Genomic DNA, 18015 nt, shown 5'->3' with positions numbered 1-18015 from the left:
CATCCTCGCCGGAACGCCCCGAGAGGTCACCGGCGGAGGCTCCTCCTTACCCACGCCCCCGGTTGTTCACTACCGAACACCAGTGCGAGAGTGCAGCACGTGAACCCCGCAGCCACCGTAACCGCAGGCCAAGGCCCCGGGCGACCGCCGACGGCGGCGCCGGGCGACCTGCTGCGCCGGCTGCGCGCCCGGCACCACGGCGCAGACCCGGTCACCCACGTCGAACGGGTACCGGCCCGGCCCGGCGAGCCGGCACCCTGGCCGCAGTGGGTTCCTGCGGAGCTGCGGGCGGCGCTCGCCGGGCGCGGGGTGGTCGCGCCCTGGCGGCACCAGGCCCAGGCCGCCGAGCTGGCATACGCCGGCGAGCACGTGGTCGTGGCCACCGGCACGGCGTCCGGCAAGTCCCTGGCGTACCAGCTGCCCGCGCTGGCCACGCTGCTCGCCGACCCCCGGGCCACGGTGCTCTACCTGGCCCCGACCAAGGCGCTCGCCGCCGACCAGCTACGCGCCGTCGCCGCCCTGGAACTCGACGGGGTACGCCCCGCCACCTACGACGGGGACACCCCGCGCGCCGAACGGGAGTGGATCCGCCGGCACTCCCGGTTCGTGCTGACCAACCCGGACATGCTGCACCACGGCGTCCTGCCCGGGCACGCCCACTGGTCCGGCTTCCTGCGCCGACTGGCTTACGTGGTGATCGACGAGTGCCACACCTACCGGGGCGTGTTCGGCTCGCACGTGGCGCACGTGCTGCGGCGGCTGCGGCGGCAGTGCGCCAAGTTCGGCCGTACCCCCGTCTTCGTGCTGGCCTCGGCGACGTCGGGTGACCCGGCGGCGGCGGCCGGGCGGCTCACCGGCCTGCCGGTGGCGGCCGTCACCGAGGACACCTCGCCGCGCGGCGGGGTTACCTTCGCCCTCTGGGAACCGCCGTTGCTGCCCGCCGAGCCCGGCGTCGACCCGGCGGTCGCGGACCTCACCCAGGTCCGCCGGTCGGCGCTGCGCGAGACCGCCGACCTGCTCGCCGACACGGTCGCCGAGGGGGTACGCACGCTCGCCTTCGTGCGCTCCCGCAAGGGCGCCGAGGTGGTGGCGGCGAACGCCCGGCGGTCGCTCGACGAGGCGGTTCCCGGGCTCGGTGACCGGGTGGCCGCCTACCGGGCCGGCTACCTGCGCGAGGAGCGACGCGAGCTGGAACGCGCCCTGCTCCACGGCGACCTGCTCGGGCTCGCCTCCACCAACGCGCTGGAACTCGGCGTCGACCTGGTCGGGCTGGACGCGGTGCTGATCTGCGGCTGGCCCGGCACCCGGGCGTCGCTGTGGCAGCAGGCCGGCCGGGCCGGCCGCTCCGGGGACGAGGCGCTCGCGGTGCTGGTGGCCCGGGACGACCCGCTCGACACCTACCTGGTGCACCACCCCGAGGCGCTCTTCGGGCGGCCGGTCGAGGCGACCGTGCTCGACCCGGCCAACCCGTACGTGCTCGCCCCGCAGCTGGCCTGCGCGGCGGCGGAGGCCCCGCTCACCCCGGCCGACCTGGAACTCTTCGGCGACGGCGCCAAAGAGGCGGTCGACTCGCTGGTCGAGGCGGGCGCCCTGCGGCAGCGGCCGACCGGCTGGTACTGGCGGCACCGGGAGCGCCCCGAGGTCGACCTGCGCGGCGAGGGGGGCGCCCCGGTCTGCGTGGTGGAGGCGTCCACCGGACGACTGCTCGGCACCGTCGACGGCGGCTCCTCGCACTTCCTGCTCCACACCGGCGCGGTCTACCTGCACCAGGGCGTCTCGTACGTGGTCGACTCCCTGGACCTGGCCGACGGGTGCGCGCTGGTGCACGCCGAGGAGCCGGACTGGTCCACCCACGCCCGGGACGTCACCTCGCTCTCCGTCGTGTCGGTGCGCTCCTACGTGGACGCCGGGCCGGTCGGGCTGTTCCTCGGCGAGGTCGACGTGACCAGCCAGGTGGTGTCGTACCAGCGGCGGCGGATCGCCTCCGGCGAGGTGATCGACACCCGGCCGCTGGACCTGCCCGCGCGGGAGCTGCGCACGGTGGCGGTCTGGTTCACCGTCTCGCCGCAGTCGCTGGCGACGGCCGGGGTGGAGGCGGCCGACATCCCCGGCGCGCTGCACGCCGCCGAGCACGCCGGGATCGGGCTGCTGCCGCTGATGGCCACCTGCGACCGGTGGGACATCGGCGGCCTCTCCACCGCCCTGCACCCGGACACCGAGGCGCCGACCGTCTTCGTGTACGACGGCCATCCCGGCGGGGCGGGCTTCGCCGAGCGGGCGTACGGGACGGCGGCGGCCTGGCTGCGGGCCACCCGGGACGCCATCGCCGAGTGCGGCTGCGAGACCGGCTGCCCGTCCTGCGTGCAGTCCCCCAAGTGCGGCAACGGCAACAATCCGCTCTCCAAGCCGGATGCGGTGCGGGTCCTCGACGTGGTGCTGGCCAACCTGCCGGCGGAGCCTGTCGAGCCGACCCCGACCGATGCCGTCCCGGCGCCGCCCGGCCCGGCCCTGCCGGCGGAGAACGTGGCGCGCGCGCCGGCGGAGAACGTGGCGCATGCGCCGGCGGTGCCCCACCAGGGGGAGCGGACGGCCGACGCGGAGCCGGCCTGACCCCACCCCCGGCGGCGGATCGGTACGGGTTCCGGGATGCGTGCATGACTGGCACGCCGACTGGGCATTGAGACATGGGAGCGCTTCCATGCATCGCCGCCCGACCAGCCGACTGCCGTTCTTCCCTGCGAAGGAGGAAGCCGTGGCCGATACCATCGCCGAGACCGTCGACCTGCTCTACACGATCGACCAGGAAAAACTCACCCCCGACCAGCAGATCGCGCTGGGCTCCGCGCTGGCCAGCCTGGCCCAGGCGGAACGCCTCGACCAGATCAACGAGCGGCTGCGCGGCATCCACCAGGTACTCAACGCCTGGGCGATGAAGGCGACAATCGAGGGCGGACGGTGATCGGTGGTCTGTGCGAGACTCCGGCGCACCCTTCTGAGGAGATCTCGATGCAGCTCGACAGTTTGCAGGCCCAGCACCAGTTCCACATCCGGCAGCGGCTCCGGATGATGGTCAACCAGTACGAGGTACACGCCGTGGCGCCCGACGGCACCGAGGGGGAGCTTCTGGCGTTCGCGCAGCAGAAGCGGCTCGCCTTCAAGGAGCAGGTGACCCTCTACACCGACGACTCGAAGCAGCAGCCGCTGCTCGGCTTCAAGGCGCGTCAGCGTCTCGACCTCGGCGCCACGTACGACGTCACCGACCACGCCGGTGCCCCGATCGGGCTGTTCCGCAAGGACTTCGCCCAGTCGCTGCTGCGCTCGACGTGGCACGTCGAGCAGGCCGGTCTGCCGCAGATCACCGGCCAGGAGCGGAGCCTGCCGGTGGCGCTGCTGCGCCGGTTCGTCGACTCGCTCTCCTGGCTGCCGTACCACTTCGACTTCGTCGCCGGTGGCCAGCCCGTCTTCTCGGTGATCAAGAAGTGGGGCCTGCGCGACCGGTACGTCGTCGAGGTGCAGCACCCGCAGCTCGACCGTCGACTGGTGATCGCCATGGCGATCGGCCTGGACGCGCTCCAGAGTCGCTGACCCACCGACGGCCGGGACGGCCGTTCCGCTGGGCCGACCGGTTCACCGGTCGACCCGCGGAACGGGTCGCCTCCCGGCCGTCCGCACCTCCCCCGCCACCGCTTCCACCCGCGACGTCGGCGCCCCGCGATCGCGGTCAGCCGCAAACCGGGCGGGTTCGTTCCGCCGCCCGTCCGCGCCATCACCGGTCGCCGACGTGGTCCCGCCGCAGTTCAGCCGCGGACCGGACCGGGCCGGCCCGGGCGGTGGCGACAGCCACCCGTCGCAGGCCGGGTAGCGGGGTGACCGCCACTTCGACGGTGACCAGCACGTCCAGCCCGTCCACCCGGCATCCGGTGAGCGTGGCGCCGTTCGCCCGGACCAGCTCGTCGGCCGACGCGCAGGCCGCCTCCGGTCCGCGCAACGCCCACCCGGCCCCGGCGAGCGCACCGAAGTCCGCCGCCACCCGGGCCTGGTGCCGGGCGACCCGGGCGGCACCGACCGCCGCGCCGGCGAGGCCGAACAGGACCACCACCAGCCCGACCGCGAGCAGACACACGGTGGCGCCGCCCCGGTCCCGACGATCGGCATGGCCTGCCGGCGCCGCTACCCGAGGTGGCCCGTCGGGCCCGGTCCGGCGACCCGCGGCGCGGGCAGCGCGGGCGGCGCGGGCGGCGCGGGCGGTGGGGGCGGTGGGGGCGGAGGGGGCGGTGGCGTGGAGGTCGACGTTGCGGTCGACCCGCTCCCGGCCGGTCACGGCTGGGCGGCCGATGCGCCGGGTTCGACGGCGGAGACCGCGGTGGCCGTCACGGTGAGCCGGGGCAACCGCGCGCCGAGGGCACGGACGGGCGCCCGTACCGTCGCGGTGGCCCGGTCGTCGTCGACCGAGACGGAGACGGTGCCGCCGGGCGGCGCGAGTCGGCTTCCCGCCGCCGTGCCGTCTCCGCCCCGAGCGGCGGCGAGCGCCGCCTCCCGCGCGGCGTCCACGCAGGTGGCTTTCGTGGTGACGGCGTCGACGGCGGTGAGACCGGCGAGCAGCAGCAGGAGCAGCGCCGGCAGGCCGGCCGCCAGCTCGGCGGTGAACGAACCCCGGTCCCGACCGGCCCACCGGCGCGGGCTCACTTCAACGCCCGGTCGATGACGGCGGTCAACGCGGACTGCACGTTGCCGGAGGTGAGCACCTTGAGCAGGATGCCCGCGAAGGCGACCGCGGCGAGCGTGCCGACGGCGTATTCGGCGGTGTTCATCCCGGCGTCCCCGCGGAGCCGGGCGATGAGTCTGCGCATGGAGGTTCCCCTTCTCGATCGGTTGTCAGAGCACGTCGCCGAGGACGGCGACGATCACCGGCACCAGGCCGGCGAGAATGAAGGCCGGCAGGAAGCAGAGCCCCAGCGGCAGCACGATCAGCACGCCCGCCCGGCGGGCGGATGCCTCGGCGGCGATGGACCGGTCGGCGCGCAGGTCGTCGGCGACGCGGGTCAGCGCCCCGGCCAGGGCGGCCCCGCTGCGGGAGGATCGCAGGGCGGCCGTGACCATGCGCTGCGCGCCCGGCGCCGGCCCCAACTGTGCCCACGCCTCCTCCGGACCACCGCCGAGCCGCAGGGTCCGGCCGACCCGGTGCAGGCGCTCGGCCAGCGGCCCGCCGAGCGCCTCCGCCACCGCCAGCACAGACCGGTCCACCGGTGCCCCGGCGCGTAACGCCGCCGCGAGCAGGTCCGCGGCGAGCGGCAGGTCGGCGGCCTCCCGCAGCCGGCGCTCCCGGCTGGCCGGCGGTTCCATCCGCCGGAGCAGGCGCTCCGCCACCAGGGCGGCGACCGCCCCGACCAGGCAACCGGTCCAGCCGCCGACCAGCAGCGCCACCGCCACCCCGGCCAGGGCCGCACCCGCCCGGATCCGGTCCGGCCGCCAGCGCGGCCGACCCGACGACCCGGCGCCACCCTCGGGCAACTCACCGGACCCCGCAGCCTCACGCCCGTTTCCGCCCGGCGCCCGGCCGCTCCCGCCCGGCGCCGGTCCGCTCCCGCCCGGTCCCCGGCCGAGCCGCTCGGCCCAGAGCAGGCCGGCGATCTGCAGGCCCATCGCGGTGACGGCGCTGGCCGCACCGACCGGGGTGTGCAGCAGCACCGCCACCGGATCGGCGCCGATGCCGTAGCCGAGGCCGATCCCGCCGAGCGGCAGGGCGGCGAGCAGCAGTGCGGTGGCGCGGGCGCCGGCGGCCTGCGCGGACGCGGCGGCCCGTCCCCGGTCGACCGCGCGGGCGTCGGCCTCGATGCGTTCCAGGAGTTCGGCGACGGGCGCGCCCGTCCGGTCGGCGAGCCGGACCGCGGCACCGGTCAACCGGTCCAGCCGGTCCGTTCCGGCCGTCCGTTCGCTCCCGAGCGGCGGGTCGGTCCCGGGCGGCCGGCCGGCCTCGCCGAGTTCGGGGCGGACGGTGTCCGGGGCCGGTACGGGCAGGCCCGCCCGCAGATCGGCGGCGAGCGCACAGAGCTGGTCCAGCCGGCGGCGGTGGGCGTGTTCGGCGGACCGCCCGGCCCGCCGCCGGAGCAGGGCGCGGGCACCGAGCACGCCGTACCCGGTCAGCACGACCGCCGCCACCGGCCCGCCGGTGAGCCCGCCGACGGTCGCACCCACCACCCCGACCAGCGGCAGGGTCCGGCGGGGACGCTGGAGCAGCAGGTCGACCAGCGGCGGGCGCGGCCCCGGCCGCTCGCCCACCGACGGCTCAGCAGGCCGATTGGCGACGAGGAGGGGCCCCGGTGCCGTGACCGGGCGGCGGGAGTCGCGGCGCCCGGGCGGCCGGGTGGCCGGTGGCTCGCCGACCCGCAACGACAGAGGCGTCCACCCGGCGGAAGAGTTCGGCCCGGTGGCCCGGAGCACGGCGCGGCGCCGCCGACGGGCACTGCGCAGCGGCCAGGCCACCACCGCGGCGGCGCCGATCACGAGCGCCGCCACCGCCCAGACCGTGCCGGTCATGCCAGTCATGCCGAGCCTGCCGAGCCTGCCGAGCCGGGCCACGGTTCGGAGAGGATCGGCGGCACCGGCACGCCGCGATCGCGCAGCAGCACGGCCAGCGCTCGCCCGGCCAGCCCGATACCGCGCCCCCGGATCCAGGCCGGGACCACGGTGACCAGCCGGTCGGGACCCTCGGGCAGCAGGAGACAGACCGACTCCAGCACCCGGCCCCGGGAAGACCGCCGGACCTGGAGCACCACCTGAAGAGCGGCCACGACCTGGGCGTGCAGCGCGGCCCGGGGCAGTCCGCCGAGCAGTCCGAGCGCCTCCAACCGGGCCGGTACGTCGGCCGGCGCGTTCGCGTGCAGCGTCCCCGCCCCGCCCTCGTGGCCGGTGTTCAACGCGGCCAGCAGGTCGACCACCTCCCCGCCCCGGCACTCCCCGACCACCAGTCGGTCGGGCCGCATCCGCAGCGCCTGCCGGACCAGCTCGCTCAGCCCCACCGCCCCCGATCCCTCCACATTGGCGGTCCGGGCCTGAAGCCCCACCACATGCGGGTGCACCGGGCGCAGCTCAGCGGCGTCCTCCACCAGCACGATCCGCTCGGTGTCCGGGACCAGACCGAGCAGCGTGTTGAGCAGGGTGGTCTTGCCCGATCCGGTGCCACCGGTGACCAGGTACGCCAGTCGGGCGGCCACCACGGCGGCCAGCAACGGCGCCATCGGCCGGGGCACGGTGCCCTGGCGTACCAGCTCGTCGAGGGTGAACGGGCGCTGCCGGAAGGTGCGCAGGGAGATGTAGGGACCATCGGTGGCCACCGGGGGCAGCACGGCGTGCAGTCGGGTGCCGTCCGGCAGCCGCGCGTCGGCGTACGGGGAGCCGTCGTCGAGCCGGCGGCCGGCGCCGGCGGCGAGCCGCTGCGCCAGCCGGCGTACGTCATCGACCGACCCGAGCGGCACGGCGACCTGGCGCAGGCCGTCGCCCCGGTCCACCCACACCCGGGTGCCGTTCACGAGCACGTCGGTGACCTGCGGGTCGGCCAGCAGCGGAGCGAGCGGACCGGCGCCCACCAGGTCGTCGTGCACCCGGTCGGCCATCCGCAGCACGGCGGTGTCGCCGAGCACGGCGGCACCCGGCTCGGCGCGTACGGCGGAGACGATCGTGGCCGGGGTGACCGGGGCGGCGGTGCCGGCGATCCGCTGCCGGACCCGGGCGGAGAGCTCGTCAGGCTGGCCGGTCATGCCGCGCCCGGCACCGGCAGGCCGGTCAGCTCGGCGACGATCCGCCGGCAGAGGGCGGCGAGCGGGCCACGCCCGGCACCCGCCGGCGCCTCGCCGCGTTCCAGCCCCCGGCACAGCGCCGGCTCGGGCCGCAGCGTGCCGGCGAGCGGCAGGCCGAGGGCGCGCGCCACCTCGGCCGCCTTCAACCGGCCCGGTGCGGGACCGCGCACGATCACCCCGAGCGACGTGCAGTGCGGTGCCACCGCCGCGGCGACCCGGGCGGCCGCCGCGGTGGCCCGCAGCTCGGCCGGTACGACGAGATAGGTCTGGTCGGCCGCCTGCAACGCGACCACGGCCGCGTCGTCGAGCTGGCGGGGCACGTCGATCACCACGAAGTCCCGGCCCCGACGGGCGGCGTCGACGGTGGCGGCCATCGCCTGGGCCGGCAGGTCGAGCAGGTCGCCGCGGTCCCAGGAGAGCACCACCAGGTCACCTCGGTTGGGTAGGGCGTGCACCAGGGCGGGCGCGTCGACCCGGCCGTCCGCGTCGGTGAGCGCCGGCCAGCGCAGGCCGTCCAGCTCCTCCCAGCCGAGCACGAGGTCCAGCCCGCCGCCGAGCGGGTCCGCGTCGACCAGCAGGGTGCGCAGGTGCGCCCGGGCGGCGGTGACCGCGAGGCCGCCGGCGAGGACGCTCGCGCCGGCGCCGCCCCGACCACCCAGCACGGCGACCGTGCGGGCCGGTCCGCCCGGCGGCCGTTCGTGCCCGCACTCGGTGAACCGGTCGACCAGCCACGGTTCGGCGGCGGGGAGGGCGGCGACGTGCTGGGCGCCGATCAGCTCGGCGATCTCCCAGCCGGGGTCGAGCTGCCCGGAGCGGCCGACCAGCACGGTGCGCGGTCGGTGGGGCAGGCGGGCCCGCAGGCAGGCCTGGGCCTGGTCGGCGCCGACCAGCACCAGCGGCGCCGGCACCCAGCGGGCCCGGGCGGCGGCGGGATCGGCGGCCAGCTCGACCTCGGTGCCGCCGGCTGCGGCGAGCCGCAGCAACTCGTCGAGCAGGTCACCGTCGGAGGTGACCACCAGCGGAAGCCGAAGGTGCGGTGGAATCGAGGTACGCGATGGCATGCCGGCCTCCAGCAGTCAGGGGTGCTGACCGCGACCCTGCCGCGCGACCCTGCCGCTCCGGCGGCCCGTAGGTCCCGCCTGTGGACAACGGGCCGCCCTGTGGACAACCACCGCGACACCCGGCGGATCTGCTATGTGGGCGACACGGTCCACACTCGACAAATTGCCGGAAGCGCCCCGGGGAGCCGCACCGTTACATCGTCCCGGCGTCCACACCGAACAAATGGCCGACCGACCCCGCGTAGATCACGGTCGGCGGGGCGGGGCCGCGAAACGGCCCGCGTACGGTCGGCATGTTCCACCTCGGGAACCATTGACGACATGCGACGCCGTGCGCCGATAATCGGACCCCACGCCGCCGTCGAGGTGGCACCGCGCTCTCGGAAACGGGCCATGGCCGACTCACCCGACGACACCCACCGCACCGATCCGACCCTGCGCATCGGCGGTCGACTGCCGGGGTCGCGCCGCCGCGAGGGGCTGCCGTCGTACCCCTCGACGGTCGACCACGACGGCCGGCACCGGGCCGAGCCCTCGCCGGTGGTGGGCCGGTCCGCTCCCGGCCCCCGGTGGGACCCGGCTCCCGGCGGCCCGGGGCGGACGCTGGTGCTGGCCTGCGTGGCGGTCGGGGTGCTCGCCACCCTGGTCTTCGCCCTCTCCCCGTTCTGGTCGGGTCCGGAGCCGGCCGAGGACGGCGCGGCTCCCTCGGCACCCTCGACCGGGGCAGCGGACTCCGAAGTCGTCGGCCTGGAGAGCCCCACCCCGAACGTGATGTTCTCCCCCGCGCCGGTCTCCCTCTCCACTCGGGCCGCGCTGCCGCCCCGGCCGCCGACCCAGCGGCCCACCCGGCCGGCCGGCGGTACGACCAGCCGCCCCAGCCCGTCGACCACGCCACCGAAGCCCCCGGCCACCAGGTCGCCGGTCGCCCAGCCGCGGCCGGACGAGCTGCAACCGATGCCCCCGTCCCAGGAGCCGGCGCTGCGCTCCAGCAGCGGCGGCCCGGAGACCTTCATCGACTTCGTCAACGCACGCGGCTCGCAGGTCGTCGTCTACTGGCTCGACTACGGCGGCCAGCGGCAGCCGTACGCGGTGCTGGAGGCCGGCCAGGGATACCGGCAACAGACCTACGTGGGCCACCCCTGGGTGGTCACCGACGCGGGCGGCACGGCGCTGGTCTGCTTCCTGCCCGCGCCCGAGACGAAGAAGGCCGTCGTCCGATGAGGACTGCGCCGGGATCGATCCTGTAACGCCCTTTCGGCCGACACCGCTTGATCATCGGGACGGGCGGACCGTTCCGCCGGCCCCTTGTGGACCGGCCCCTCCGCGCACCGAGGTATCGATGCCCTTCTCCTCTTCTGCCCGACGACACACCCTGAGCGCCCGCGTCGCACTCGGCGTTCTCGGCGCCCTGCTGGCCGCGACGGTGCCCGCCGCGCCGGCTCTCGCCGCGCCCAGCCGCGCCGACCTGGCCGTCACCGCCTCCGCCGACCCGACGACCGTGGTGGACGTGGGCGGCGGGGCGGCCGTCCAGGTCGAGGTCCGCAACGCCGGCACCAGGTCCGCCGCGGACATTACCCTCCGGTACGCCCTGCCGTCCGGTGCCTGGTTCACCGACGGCAACTCCGTCCCGGCCGGCTGGCAGTGCGACTTCCGGACGACCCTGAGCTGCACGTACGGTTCCCTGGCCGCCGGCGCGACCGCTCCCCGGCTGCGCTTCTACGTCTCCTTCCCGGGCGGGCAGGTCGGCGAGACCGCGACGGTCACCACCACCGCGTCCACGACCAGCAACGAATCCTCCCTGGCCAACAACACCGGCACGGCGACGATCAGCTACATCCGTGGCGTGACCGACCTGGCGCTCACCCAGCTCTCCGCCCCGGCGCAGGTCCGGGTGGGTGACACGGTGGACATCGCCCTGGACGTGGCGAACAGCGGCAACATGACGGCCCAGGAGGTCTATGTCACGGTGCCGCTGCCGGCCGGCTTCACCCGGGTGTCGGAGGCCCCGAACGGCCCCTGGTACTGCGACTTCGTGGACGACCCGGCGCTCGGTGGGCCGCAGTGGCGGTGCACCCTCTACCAGCTCGTCAGCGGCTGGCAGGCGGACACCCTCTACCTGACCGCGACCGTCACCTCCGGCACCCCGGGGGACACCGTGCGGGTGAGCGCGTCGGTCTCCACCAACTCGCCGGAGGACAACCTCGGCGACAACAGCGCCCAGGCGAGCATCACCATCGCCTGACCGGGCACCCGCGGCCCCGGCGTCGGGTCACCCCGGCGCCGGGGCCGCCGGTCAGTCCACGACCAACTCGATGGCACCGATCTGGTCCGGGTCGGCCACCACCTCGATGCCGATGATCCGGTCGGTGACCACGAAGCTCATCACGATGCGGGTGCGGCCGCCCACGGCCACCACCGCGCCCGGTGCCCCGTCGACGAACGCCGGCACGGCGGCCTGGGCGCGTCCGGAGAAGAAGCCGGCCACGGCGGAGCGGCCGTGCACCTCGCCGGCCCCACCCATCTGGACGGCCGCGGCGTCGGAGCGCAGGACGACGTGTGGGTCGAGCAGGCTGAGCAGGTCGTCGAAGCGCCCTTCGCGAGACGCGGCGAGGAACGCCTCCACGACCCCGCGCTGCCGGGTACGGTCCGTCTCCGGCGTCGGCGGTTCGCCCTGTACGCGACGGCGGGCCCGACTGGCGATCTGCCGTACGGCGGCCGGGCTGCGGTCGACGACGGGCGCGAGCTTGTCGAAGGAGACCGCGAACATGTCGTGCAGCACGAAGACCAGCCGTTCGGTGGGGCCGAGGGTCCGCAGCACCACGTCCAACGCGCGGCCCACCGACTCGGTGAGCAGCGCCTCCCCCTCCGGATCGACCTCACCGGTCCCGGCCGTGATCGGCTCGTCTGCGGCCACGTCGGCGGGCCGTTCGTGCCGCGCGGTACTGGAGCCCAGCCGATCGAGGCAGACCCGTCCCACGGTTGTGGTGAGCCAGCCCGGCAGGTTGTCGATGGCGTCGACGTCGGCGCGGCTCAGCCGCAGCCAGGTGTCCTGGACAGCGTCGTCGGCCTCGGCCCGGGAGCCGAGCATCCGCTGGGCCACGGACCGCAGCCGGGGACGCTGCTCCTCGAAGCGCTCAGCCAGCAGGTCGTTGTCGGTCATGGCATCGCAATCCTGGCTGCCGTCCGCCTCGGCGTGATGGCGGTCACATCTGTCACGTCATTCGTCCCTCTGTCGACATCTCGGTGACGGACGAAACGCGACGGCGACGAGCGCCGGCCAGCGTAACAGGAAGGACGGGATGGACAGATGACCATTCAGGCCCGCATGCAGAACCCCGCGACGCTGCTCCCCGACGCGGTGCAGGCGATCAACCTGCTCTACAAGGCGGCGCACTCCGCCGGAGTCCCCACCACCACGCTGGAACTCGTCCATCTACGGGCCAGCCAGATCAACGGGTGCAGCGCGTGCGTCGACTCCGGTGCCCGCGGCGCCCGGAAGGCCGGCGAGACCGAGGAGCGACTGTTCGCGCTGGCGGCCTGGCGGGAGACGCCGTACTTCACCGACGCGGAGCGGGCCGCGCTCGCGCTCGCCGAGGCCGCGACCCGGCTCGCCGACCGGGCCGACCCGGTGCCCGACGAGGTGTGGGACGAGGCCGCCCGGCACTTTGACGAGAAGGAACTGGCCGCGGTGGTGCTCTGGCTCGCCACCACCAACTTCTTCAACCGGCTGAACGCCACGACCCGCCAGCCCGCACCGCAGAACTGGGGCTGAGCAGGCACCGACAGCGGCTCGGGCGGCGGTGGCAAGCCGTCGCCCGAGCCCTGTCAGGGCGCTCGTAGGGCCTTACTTCGGCAGATCCGCGCCTGTCTGCTCGCGCACCATGTACTCCGCGTACCAGTCGGGCCAGTTCGCGTCCGCCTCACCAATGCGCTTCTCGTGCTCGCCGTGGGCGGTCGCCGCCCGCCGAAGCGCGCTCGCCAGGTCGCTCGCCGACCCGAACGAGGTGGCGGCAGCCTCGATGCGCCCGGGAAGCCGGGTCGTGATCTCCTGGACCAGCCAGTTGTTGCCGTCAGGGTCACTGAACGAGGCGCGCGAAAAATAGCTGCGCCGCTCGGGATCCAGACCGCTCTCCGGGCCGCCGGGGCCGATGTGGAAGATCTCGCTCACCTCGACACCGGCGGCGACCAGCGCGTTCCGGGCCGCCTCGATGTCGGACACGATCAGGTACTCGCTGGCCGAACCGGGCGAGGCCGACGTGAGGTTCGGTCCGAACTGGACCGAGCACCCGGAGCCGGGCGGCGTGAACTGGACAATGCCGGGCGGTGTCTGGTCGAGCCGCCACCCGAGGCGCCCGTAGAACTCCTTTGCGCGGTCGACATCCGAGACGGGAATGACGACCACCTCGAGCTTCATGTCGACGTTCTTGACGTTCGTCGTCCCGCTCGCTTCCTTGCTCCGGACATTCGTCGTGCTCATCGCGGCCTCCCTGGGCTGAGTCAGGGCATCAGGCGCTTCCCCGGCGGCGTCGTACCAGCGGGACTCCCCGATCGGTCTCCTGGCCTCCGTGCAGCGCCAACGGCCGGGCGCCCAGGCATCAGGCGGGTCGTCGCACCCACGGAGGCCGCCGGTGAGGCGGGGTCTCGATGACGACGGTACTGCTTCCGCACCTGCGGGATGCCTCGTTCTCGGCATCGCCTCCACCGCCGGCCGGGACGCCCACCGAGCGCGTTCGCGTCGGCGGCCTCGGAGACCGGACCAAGTCCTCTCATCCGGATTGGGGCCGTTGTACCCCTTCCTGCGATGCCGTCGGGTTCGCTTGTGACGGTAGGCACGTGGTCCTCCCAATTGCTTGACCGAGCAATGACTTGACGTACCGTTGCCTCGTCACGCAGGGCCAGATGTGACCTGCACGAGGAGGAACCGCAGATGACCAGGATCGGAATCATCATCGGCAGCACCCGGCCGGGACGGAACGGCGCCGCCGTGGGGCAGTGGGTGCACGAGGTCGCCAAGCAGCGCACGGATGTCGAGTTCGAGCTCGTCGACCTGCTCGACTACAAGCTGCCGCACCTGGACGAGGCGTACCCGCCGTCGATGGGGCAGTACCAGCAGCCGCACACGCTGGAGTGGGCCAACAAGATCGCGTCGTTCGACGGGTTCGTGATGGTTACGCCGGAGTACAACCACTCGACCTCCGGGGCACTGAAGAACGCGATCGACTTCCTCTACGGCGAGTGGAACAACAAGGCCGTGGGGTTCGTCAGCTACGGCTCGGTGGGTGGCACGCGGGCGGTCGAGCACCTGCGGCTGATCGCCGGTGAGCTGCAGATGGCCGACGTGCGGTCCCAGGTGTCGCTCTCGCTCTTCACCGACTTCGAGAACTTCAGCGTCTTCAAGCCCAACGACTTCCAGCGCGACGCGCTGAACGCCACCCTCGACCAGGTCGTGGCCTGGAGCCAGGCCCTGGCGCCGCTGCGCGCCAAGTAGAGGACCAACGCCTCCCACGGAAGGCCAGGAGCCCAGCCGCCGCCCGCTGAGCCAGCAGCTTGCCCGCGCTGGCGGCGGGCCGACCGGTGCTCAATTCGCAGGGGTACGAGACGTCACGCCCGCCGCATGGGACGGCCCGCGACGCGTCGGACGACGGCGTCGCATGCGGCGAGGCGTGTCCCGCCAACCCCGACCCTGAGGAGCAAGAGTCACCTCGGTGCCGGTCGACGCGGCAGAAAGGGACGGCGGAAACGGCTTGCCGAGCGGCAGCGCCGATGCCATTCTCCGCCGTGATGACGACACGGCGCGAACTTCTGAACTTGCACGACCAGCAGGTACGGGGCACCATCGCCTCCCGGCTGCCGCACAACTGGAAGCCGTCGTGGGACGGGCCCGTCCTGCAGATCGCCACCCCCGCGCGAGGACTCGCCTTCGCTCAGAATCTCGATGGCCTCAGCGTCAAGGAACTAGACGCGCTCATCGGTCGGGTGCGTGACCGCTCCGCGGCGCGTGGCCAGGCGATCGAGTGGAAGACGTACGGCCACGACCGGCAGGATCTCACCGAGCGACTGCGGCTGGCCGGGTTCGCGCCGGAGGACGAGGAAACGGTCGTCATCGGGCTGGCAGCCGACCTGACCGCCGCCGGCGAAGCCCCCAACCGCGTAGTCATCCGCGCGACGACGGACCTGGCCGACCTGCGCCGGATCGCGGCCATGGAGTCCGAGGTCTGGGGCGTCGACTGGTCCTGGCTGGCTGATGACCTACGCGACCGCATCGAGTCGGCCCCGGAGAACATCGTCGTTCTCGTCGCGGAGGCCGCAGGCGAGGTCGTGTCGGCCGCCTGGCTGGTCATCATTCCCGGCACGGAGTTCGCCGCGCTTTGGGGTGGATCGACCCTTGCGCAATGGCGCCGGAAAGGCATCTACCGTGCGCTGGTCGCCTGCCGCGCGCAAATCGCCGCAGACCGAGGCATCGAGTACCTCCTGGTCGACGCGTCCAAGGACAGCAGCCCGATTCTTCAACGACTGGGGCTGCACGCCGTGGGTACCACCACCCCGTGGGTATGGAGCCCGACCACCTGAGCGGGATACTCACTCCAATTCGGCCTGACAGGACGTTTCGTCAGCGGGCCGACCTGTCGTATGCCGGCCAACGGTCACGCACGTCGCCTCAGCCGGTCAGGTCCAACGCGACCACCAGCGAGGTTGCGGCCCAGTCGGAGAGCTGCTCGCCCTCCCGCCAGCCCTGATATTTCGCCGCCAACAGGCGCCGGGCAAGCGCGTCCTCGGCCGGGTCGGCCACGAACCGGGCGGTCACCGCGACCGTTCCGGGCAGGTCGTCCCGCAGTTCGCGGAGACCGCCGAGGCGCAACCGGGCGCTCGGCTCCCGGCGCAGGTTGCGGACCCAGTCGGCGGCGTCCCCGTTTCCGGAGAGCAGATACCGGATGCCGTCGTGCTCCGCGTACCAGATCTCAATGGTGTGCGGACGGCCGCTGCGCCGGCCGACGGTGGTCAGGTAGGCGAAGTCGCTGGGGGACACGGGGGCGAGCCTATGACGTGCGGCGGCCGTCACCTTACGGCTGCGCCTGCTTCGGCAAGGTGAGAACTTCGGCTCCGTCGTTGGTGATAGCGATCGTGTGCTCACTGTGCGCCGTCCGGCAGCCTGTCGCGCTTCGGAGTGTCCAGCCATCGGGATCGGTGACGAGCTCGGCGGTGTCCGCCATGACCCATGGCTCCAATGCCAGCAGCAGCCCAGGGCGCAGCCTGTATCCGCGACCGGGCCGCCCCGTGTTCGAGACGTGCGGGTCCTGGTGCATCGTCGATCCGACGCCATGACCGCCGAACTCGGTGTTGATCGGATATCCCGCCTCGCTGAGGACCGAGCCGATGGCATGGGAGATGTCACCGATGCGAGCTCCGGGGCCGGCCGCGGCTATCCCTGCGCTCAATGCGCGCTCGGTCGCGTTGATCATCGCAACGCTCTCCGGGGGCTTCACGTCGCCCACAATGAAGCTGATGGCGGAGTCAGCGACAACTCCGCCTGTGGAGACAGCGAGGTCGAGCGTCAGCAGGTCGCCGTTGGCAAGCGGGTAGTCGTACGGCAGTCCGTGGAGCACGGCGTCGTTGACCGACGTGCAGATGTAGTGGCCGAACGGCCCGCGCCCGAAGGACGGCTCATAGTCGACATAGCAGGACTGCGCCCCGGCCTCGGTGATCATGCTGTGGGCCCACAGGTTGATGTCCAAGAGGTTTGTGCCGACCGTGCTGCGGCTCTTCAGTGTCTGCAGGATGCCGGCGACCAGCGCGCCGGCATCCTTCGCTCGCAGCAGGTCTGTGGGGCTCAGGATCTCGATCATGCAGCGCCTTCCTCGCGCGCCAATAAGTATCCCGGCCATATTATCCCGGTACTAGAATCGGAGCCATGGTCAGGTTGCCGCTCACTCCCGCAGAGGTCGAGCGCGGACAGCGCCTCGGCGCCCTCCTGCGTCGAGCCAGGGGGGAGCGTTCGATGCTCGGTACGGCGCTGGACGCAGGTGTCTCGCCGGAGACTCTTCGGAAGATCGAGTCCGGTCGCGTAGCCACCCCTGCCTTCCCGACCATCGCTGCGATCGCCGGCGTCCTCGGCCTCTCCCTCGATGCAGTGTGGTCAGAGATCAACCAGTCAGCCGGCGGGGCCGAACTCGCAAGATCAGGTCGCCACGCGGGTGAGCGGTTGGCCTCGTAAGTCTCGACCCCGCAGCTTTGTTGCAGTTGCCGACGAGAGAGAACCCCTGGGCGCAGACCGGCCAGACGGGCGTGTGGGCACCGGGGCGAGGGCCGGCACCGAAGACTCGAGCAGTGAGCAACGAGCGCCCGAACTCCTTCACGAGGCAACAGTCGACGGTCGCCAGCCCTGGCGGATCAATCGTCGCCGTCCGGACGACCCCGCACTGCTCCCGCGACTCTCATCGCGGCGTATGCGACGAGACCGAGACTGAGAAGGGCGACCACGGCCACCCATTCCGGGCGCAGACCAAGCATCAGCGGCATGAGCCCAAGCATCGACGGGACCGCCAGCAGGCAGGCGATCCCCATCAGCGGACTCAATATCATGAAGCCCACCTTTTCGCCGCGCACTGACCACCAACCGTCGGTCGTACGGCGCTTGAGCCGCGCAGCCTCGACCAGCATGGGCAGGCCGGAGGCGGCGAACATCCCGAGGAACAGCGTCTGCAGCCAGCCGCGGTGGCCCCAGGCCTCGGTCTCCACCCGACCGCCGCCCGGCAGTTCGATCGCGACCGGGGTGCCCTCCCACAGCAACGCTTCCGCCTCTGCGTCGCCGCTGAGTTTGCGGCTGCCCGAGGTGGGGACGACGGTCTCGGCAAAGAAGACAAACTCAGCGTCCTGCTCCACCATCAGGTGCCAGTTGCTGCCGGGGCCACGGCTATGCCAGGGGCCGGACAAGGTGACCGGGATGCGCTCGAGACAGCCCTTCGGTGGATCGACATCCGGCTCCACACGCGTGATCCAGGCGGGGCACTCCACGGCTCGCCGCATGGCGACCGCGTCGCGGATGCCGTCTGGGACCTCGGCCAGTGCCAACAGTCCGAGCACGCCCGCCAGCAGGCCGTAGAGCACGAGGAGCGCCGGCCGTGTCCAGAACGCTTGGCGCCAGAACTGCCAGCCGCGAG

General features: G+C 73.4%; 20 protein-coding genes and 1 pseudogene. 9 read left to right on the top strand and 12 right to left on the bottom strand.

The window, feature by feature from the left end; translation table 11 throughout:
* The first annotated feature begins 99 nt into the window (after positions 1–99).
* From V6U81_RS20475 to V6U81_RS20465, 3 genes are all read left to right on the top strand, one after another.
* A complete protein-coding gene (locus V6U81_RS20475) occupies positions 100–2610 on the top strand; it encodes a DEAD/DEAH box helicase (protein ID WP_334491465.1) in 2511 nt (836 codons plus the stop codon).
* A gap of 142 nt (positions 2611–2752) precedes the next feature.
* Positions 2753–2959: a hypothetical protein gene (locus tag V6U81_RS20470; protein WP_334491464.1), complete on the top strand. Its 207-nt coding sequence runs from the start codon at positions 2753–2755 to the stop codon at positions 2957–2959.
* Positions 2960–3006: 47 nt separating this feature from the next.
* On the top strand, positions 3007–3585 hold the full coding sequence (locus V6U81_RS20465) for an LURP-one-related family protein (protein WP_334491463.1): 579 nt from the start codon (positions 3007–3009) through the stop codon (positions 3583–3585).
* A gap of 181 nt (positions 3586–3766) precedes the next feature.
* On the opposite strand, the gene V6U81_RS20460 is transcribed toward V6U81_RS20465, so the two are convergent.
* The 7 genes and pseudogenes from V6U81_RS20460 to ssd form a co-directional block, all read right to left on the bottom strand.
* Positions 3767–4321: an Rv3654c family TadE-like protein gene (locus V6U81_RS20460; protein WP_334491462.1), complete on the bottom strand. Its 555-nt coding sequence runs from the start codon at positions 4319–4321 to the stop codon at positions 3767–3769.
* Entirely contained in the window at positions 4318–4686 is a 369-nt protein-coding gene (locus V6U81_RS20455; protein ID WP_334491461.1) for a TadE family type IV pilus minor pilin, read from the bottom strand. Before V6U81_RS20455 ends, V6U81_RS20460 begins: the two co-directional genes overlap by 4 nt.
* On the bottom strand, positions 4683–4850 hold the full coding sequence (locus V6U81_RS20450) for a DUF4244 domain-containing protein (protein ID WP_120727603.1): 168 nt from the start codon (positions 4848–4850) through the stop codon (positions 4683–4685). The genes V6U81_RS20455 and V6U81_RS20450 overlap by 4 nt, the downstream gene beginning before the upstream one ends.
* A 25-nt stretch (positions 4851–4875) precedes the next feature.
* The gene (locus V6U81_RS20445) at positions 4876–5511 is read right to left on the bottom strand and encodes a type II secretion system F family protein (protein WP_334491483.1); all 636 of its coding nucleotides are present in this window, start codon (positions 5509–5511) and stop codon (positions 4876–4878) included.
* Positions 5512–5601: 90 nt separating this feature from the next.
* A pseudogene (locus V6U81_RS20440) lies at positions 5602–6537 on the bottom strand (hypothetical protein); the annotation flags it as partial.
* A gap of 5 nt (positions 6538–6542) precedes the next feature.
* Entirely contained in the window at positions 6543–7757 is a 1215-nt protein-coding gene (locus V6U81_RS20435) for a TadA family conjugal transfer-associated ATPase (RefSeq protein WP_334491459.1), read from the bottom strand.
* Positions 7754–8857, bottom strand: a complete 1104-nt coding sequence (gene ssd, locus V6U81_RS20430; RefSeq protein WP_334491458.1) for a septum site-determining protein Ssd — start codon at positions 8855–8857, stop codon at positions 7754–7756. The genes V6U81_RS20435 and ssd overlap by 4 nt, the downstream gene beginning before the upstream one ends.
* A gap of 393 nt (positions 8858–9250) precedes the next feature.
* Here ssd and V6U81_RS20425 point away from each other — a divergent pair, with 393 nt between their 5' ends.
* Both V6U81_RS20425 and V6U81_RS20420 read left to right on the top strand, forming a co-directional pair.
* The gene (locus tag V6U81_RS20425) at positions 9251–10078 is read left to right on the top strand and encodes a VHL beta domain-containing protein (protein ID WP_334491457.1); all 828 of its coding nucleotides are present in this window, start codon (positions 9251–9253) and stop codon (positions 10076–10078) included.
* A 118-nt stretch (positions 10079–10196) separates the two neighbouring features.
* Positions 10197–11099: a DUF11 domain-containing protein gene (locus tag V6U81_RS20420; protein WP_334491456.1), complete on the top strand. Its 903-nt coding sequence runs from the start codon at positions 10197–10199 to the stop codon at positions 11097–11099.
* A 51-nt stretch (positions 11100–11150) separates the two neighbouring features.
* Here V6U81_RS20420 and V6U81_RS20415 read toward each other — a convergent pair whose 3' ends face one another.
* The gene (locus V6U81_RS20415) at positions 11151–12017 is read right to left on the bottom strand and encodes a sigma-70 family RNA polymerase sigma factor (protein WP_334491455.1); all 867 of its coding nucleotides are present in this window, start codon (positions 12015–12017) and stop codon (positions 11151–11153) included.
* 147 nt (positions 12018–12164) lie between these two features.
* Between V6U81_RS20415 and V6U81_RS20410 the strand changes: the two genes are divergently transcribed.
* A complete protein-coding gene (locus tag V6U81_RS20410; protein WP_334491454.1) occupies positions 12165–12629 on the top strand; it encodes a carboxymuconolactone decarboxylase family protein in 465 nt (154 codons plus the stop codon).
* Between the two features lie 72 nt (positions 12630–12701).
* Here the strand turns inward: V6U81_RS20410 and V6U81_RS20405 are convergent, their stop codons facing one another.
* On the bottom strand, positions 12702–13334 hold the full coding sequence (locus tag V6U81_RS20405; RefSeq protein ID WP_334491453.1) for a VOC family protein: 633 nt from the start codon (positions 13332–13334) through the stop codon (positions 12702–12704).
* 450 nt (positions 13335–13784) lie between these two features.
* On the opposite strand from V6U81_RS20405, the gene V6U81_RS20400 reads away from it, so the two are divergent.
* Together V6U81_RS20400 and V6U81_RS20395 are read left to right on the top strand one after the other, a co-directional pair.
* Positions 13785–14345: an NADPH-dependent FMN reductase gene (locus V6U81_RS20400; RefSeq protein ID WP_334491452.1), complete on the top strand. Its 561-nt coding sequence runs from the start codon at positions 13785–13787 to the stop codon at positions 14343–14345.
* Between the two features lie 275 nt (positions 14346–14620).
* Positions 14621–15427: a GNAT family N-acetyltransferase gene (locus V6U81_RS20395; RefSeq protein ID WP_334491451.1), complete on the top strand. Its 807-nt coding sequence runs from the start codon at positions 14621–14623 to the stop codon at positions 15425–15427.
* Positions 15428–15515: 88 nt separating this feature from the next.
* Here V6U81_RS20395 and V6U81_RS20390 read toward each other — a convergent pair whose 3' ends face one another.
* Together V6U81_RS20390 and map are read right to left on the bottom strand one after the other, a co-directional pair.
* A complete protein-coding gene (locus tag V6U81_RS20390; protein WP_334491450.1) occupies positions 15516–15884 on the bottom strand; it encodes a nitroreductase/quinone reductase family protein in 369 nt (122 codons plus the stop codon).
* Positions 15885–15918: 34 nt separating this feature from the next.
* Positions 15919–16701, bottom strand: a complete 783-nt coding sequence (map, locus tag V6U81_RS20385; protein WP_334491449.1) for a type I methionyl aminopeptidase — start codon at positions 16699–16701, stop codon at positions 15919–15921.
* A gap of 65 nt (positions 16702–16766) precedes the next feature.
* Between map and V6U81_RS20380 the strand changes: the two genes are divergently transcribed.
* The gene (locus tag V6U81_RS20380; RefSeq protein WP_334491448.1) at positions 16767–17069 is read left to right on the top strand and encodes a helix-turn-helix transcriptional regulator; all 303 of its coding nucleotides are present in this window, start codon (positions 16767–16769) and stop codon (positions 17067–17069) included.
* A gap of 176 nt (positions 17070–17245) precedes the next feature.
* On the opposite strand, the gene V6U81_RS20375 is transcribed toward V6U81_RS20380, so the two are convergent.
* Positions 17246–17962 carry a hypothetical protein gene (locus tag V6U81_RS20375; protein WP_334491447.1) on the bottom strand — a complete coding sequence of 239 codons (717 nt, stop codon included), beginning with the start codon at positions 17960–17962 and terminating at the stop codon, positions 17246–17248.
* Between the last annotated feature and the right edge of the window lie 53 nt (positions 17963–18015).

This window comes from Micromonospora lacuserhaii (assembly GCF_036902735.1).
Lineage (GTDB): Bacteria > Actinomycetota > Actinomycetes > Mycobacteriales > Micromonosporaceae > Micromonospora.
The sequence above is the reverse complement of the archived record's forward strand: the minus strand, read 5'-3'. Positions and strand labels throughout refer to the sequence as shown.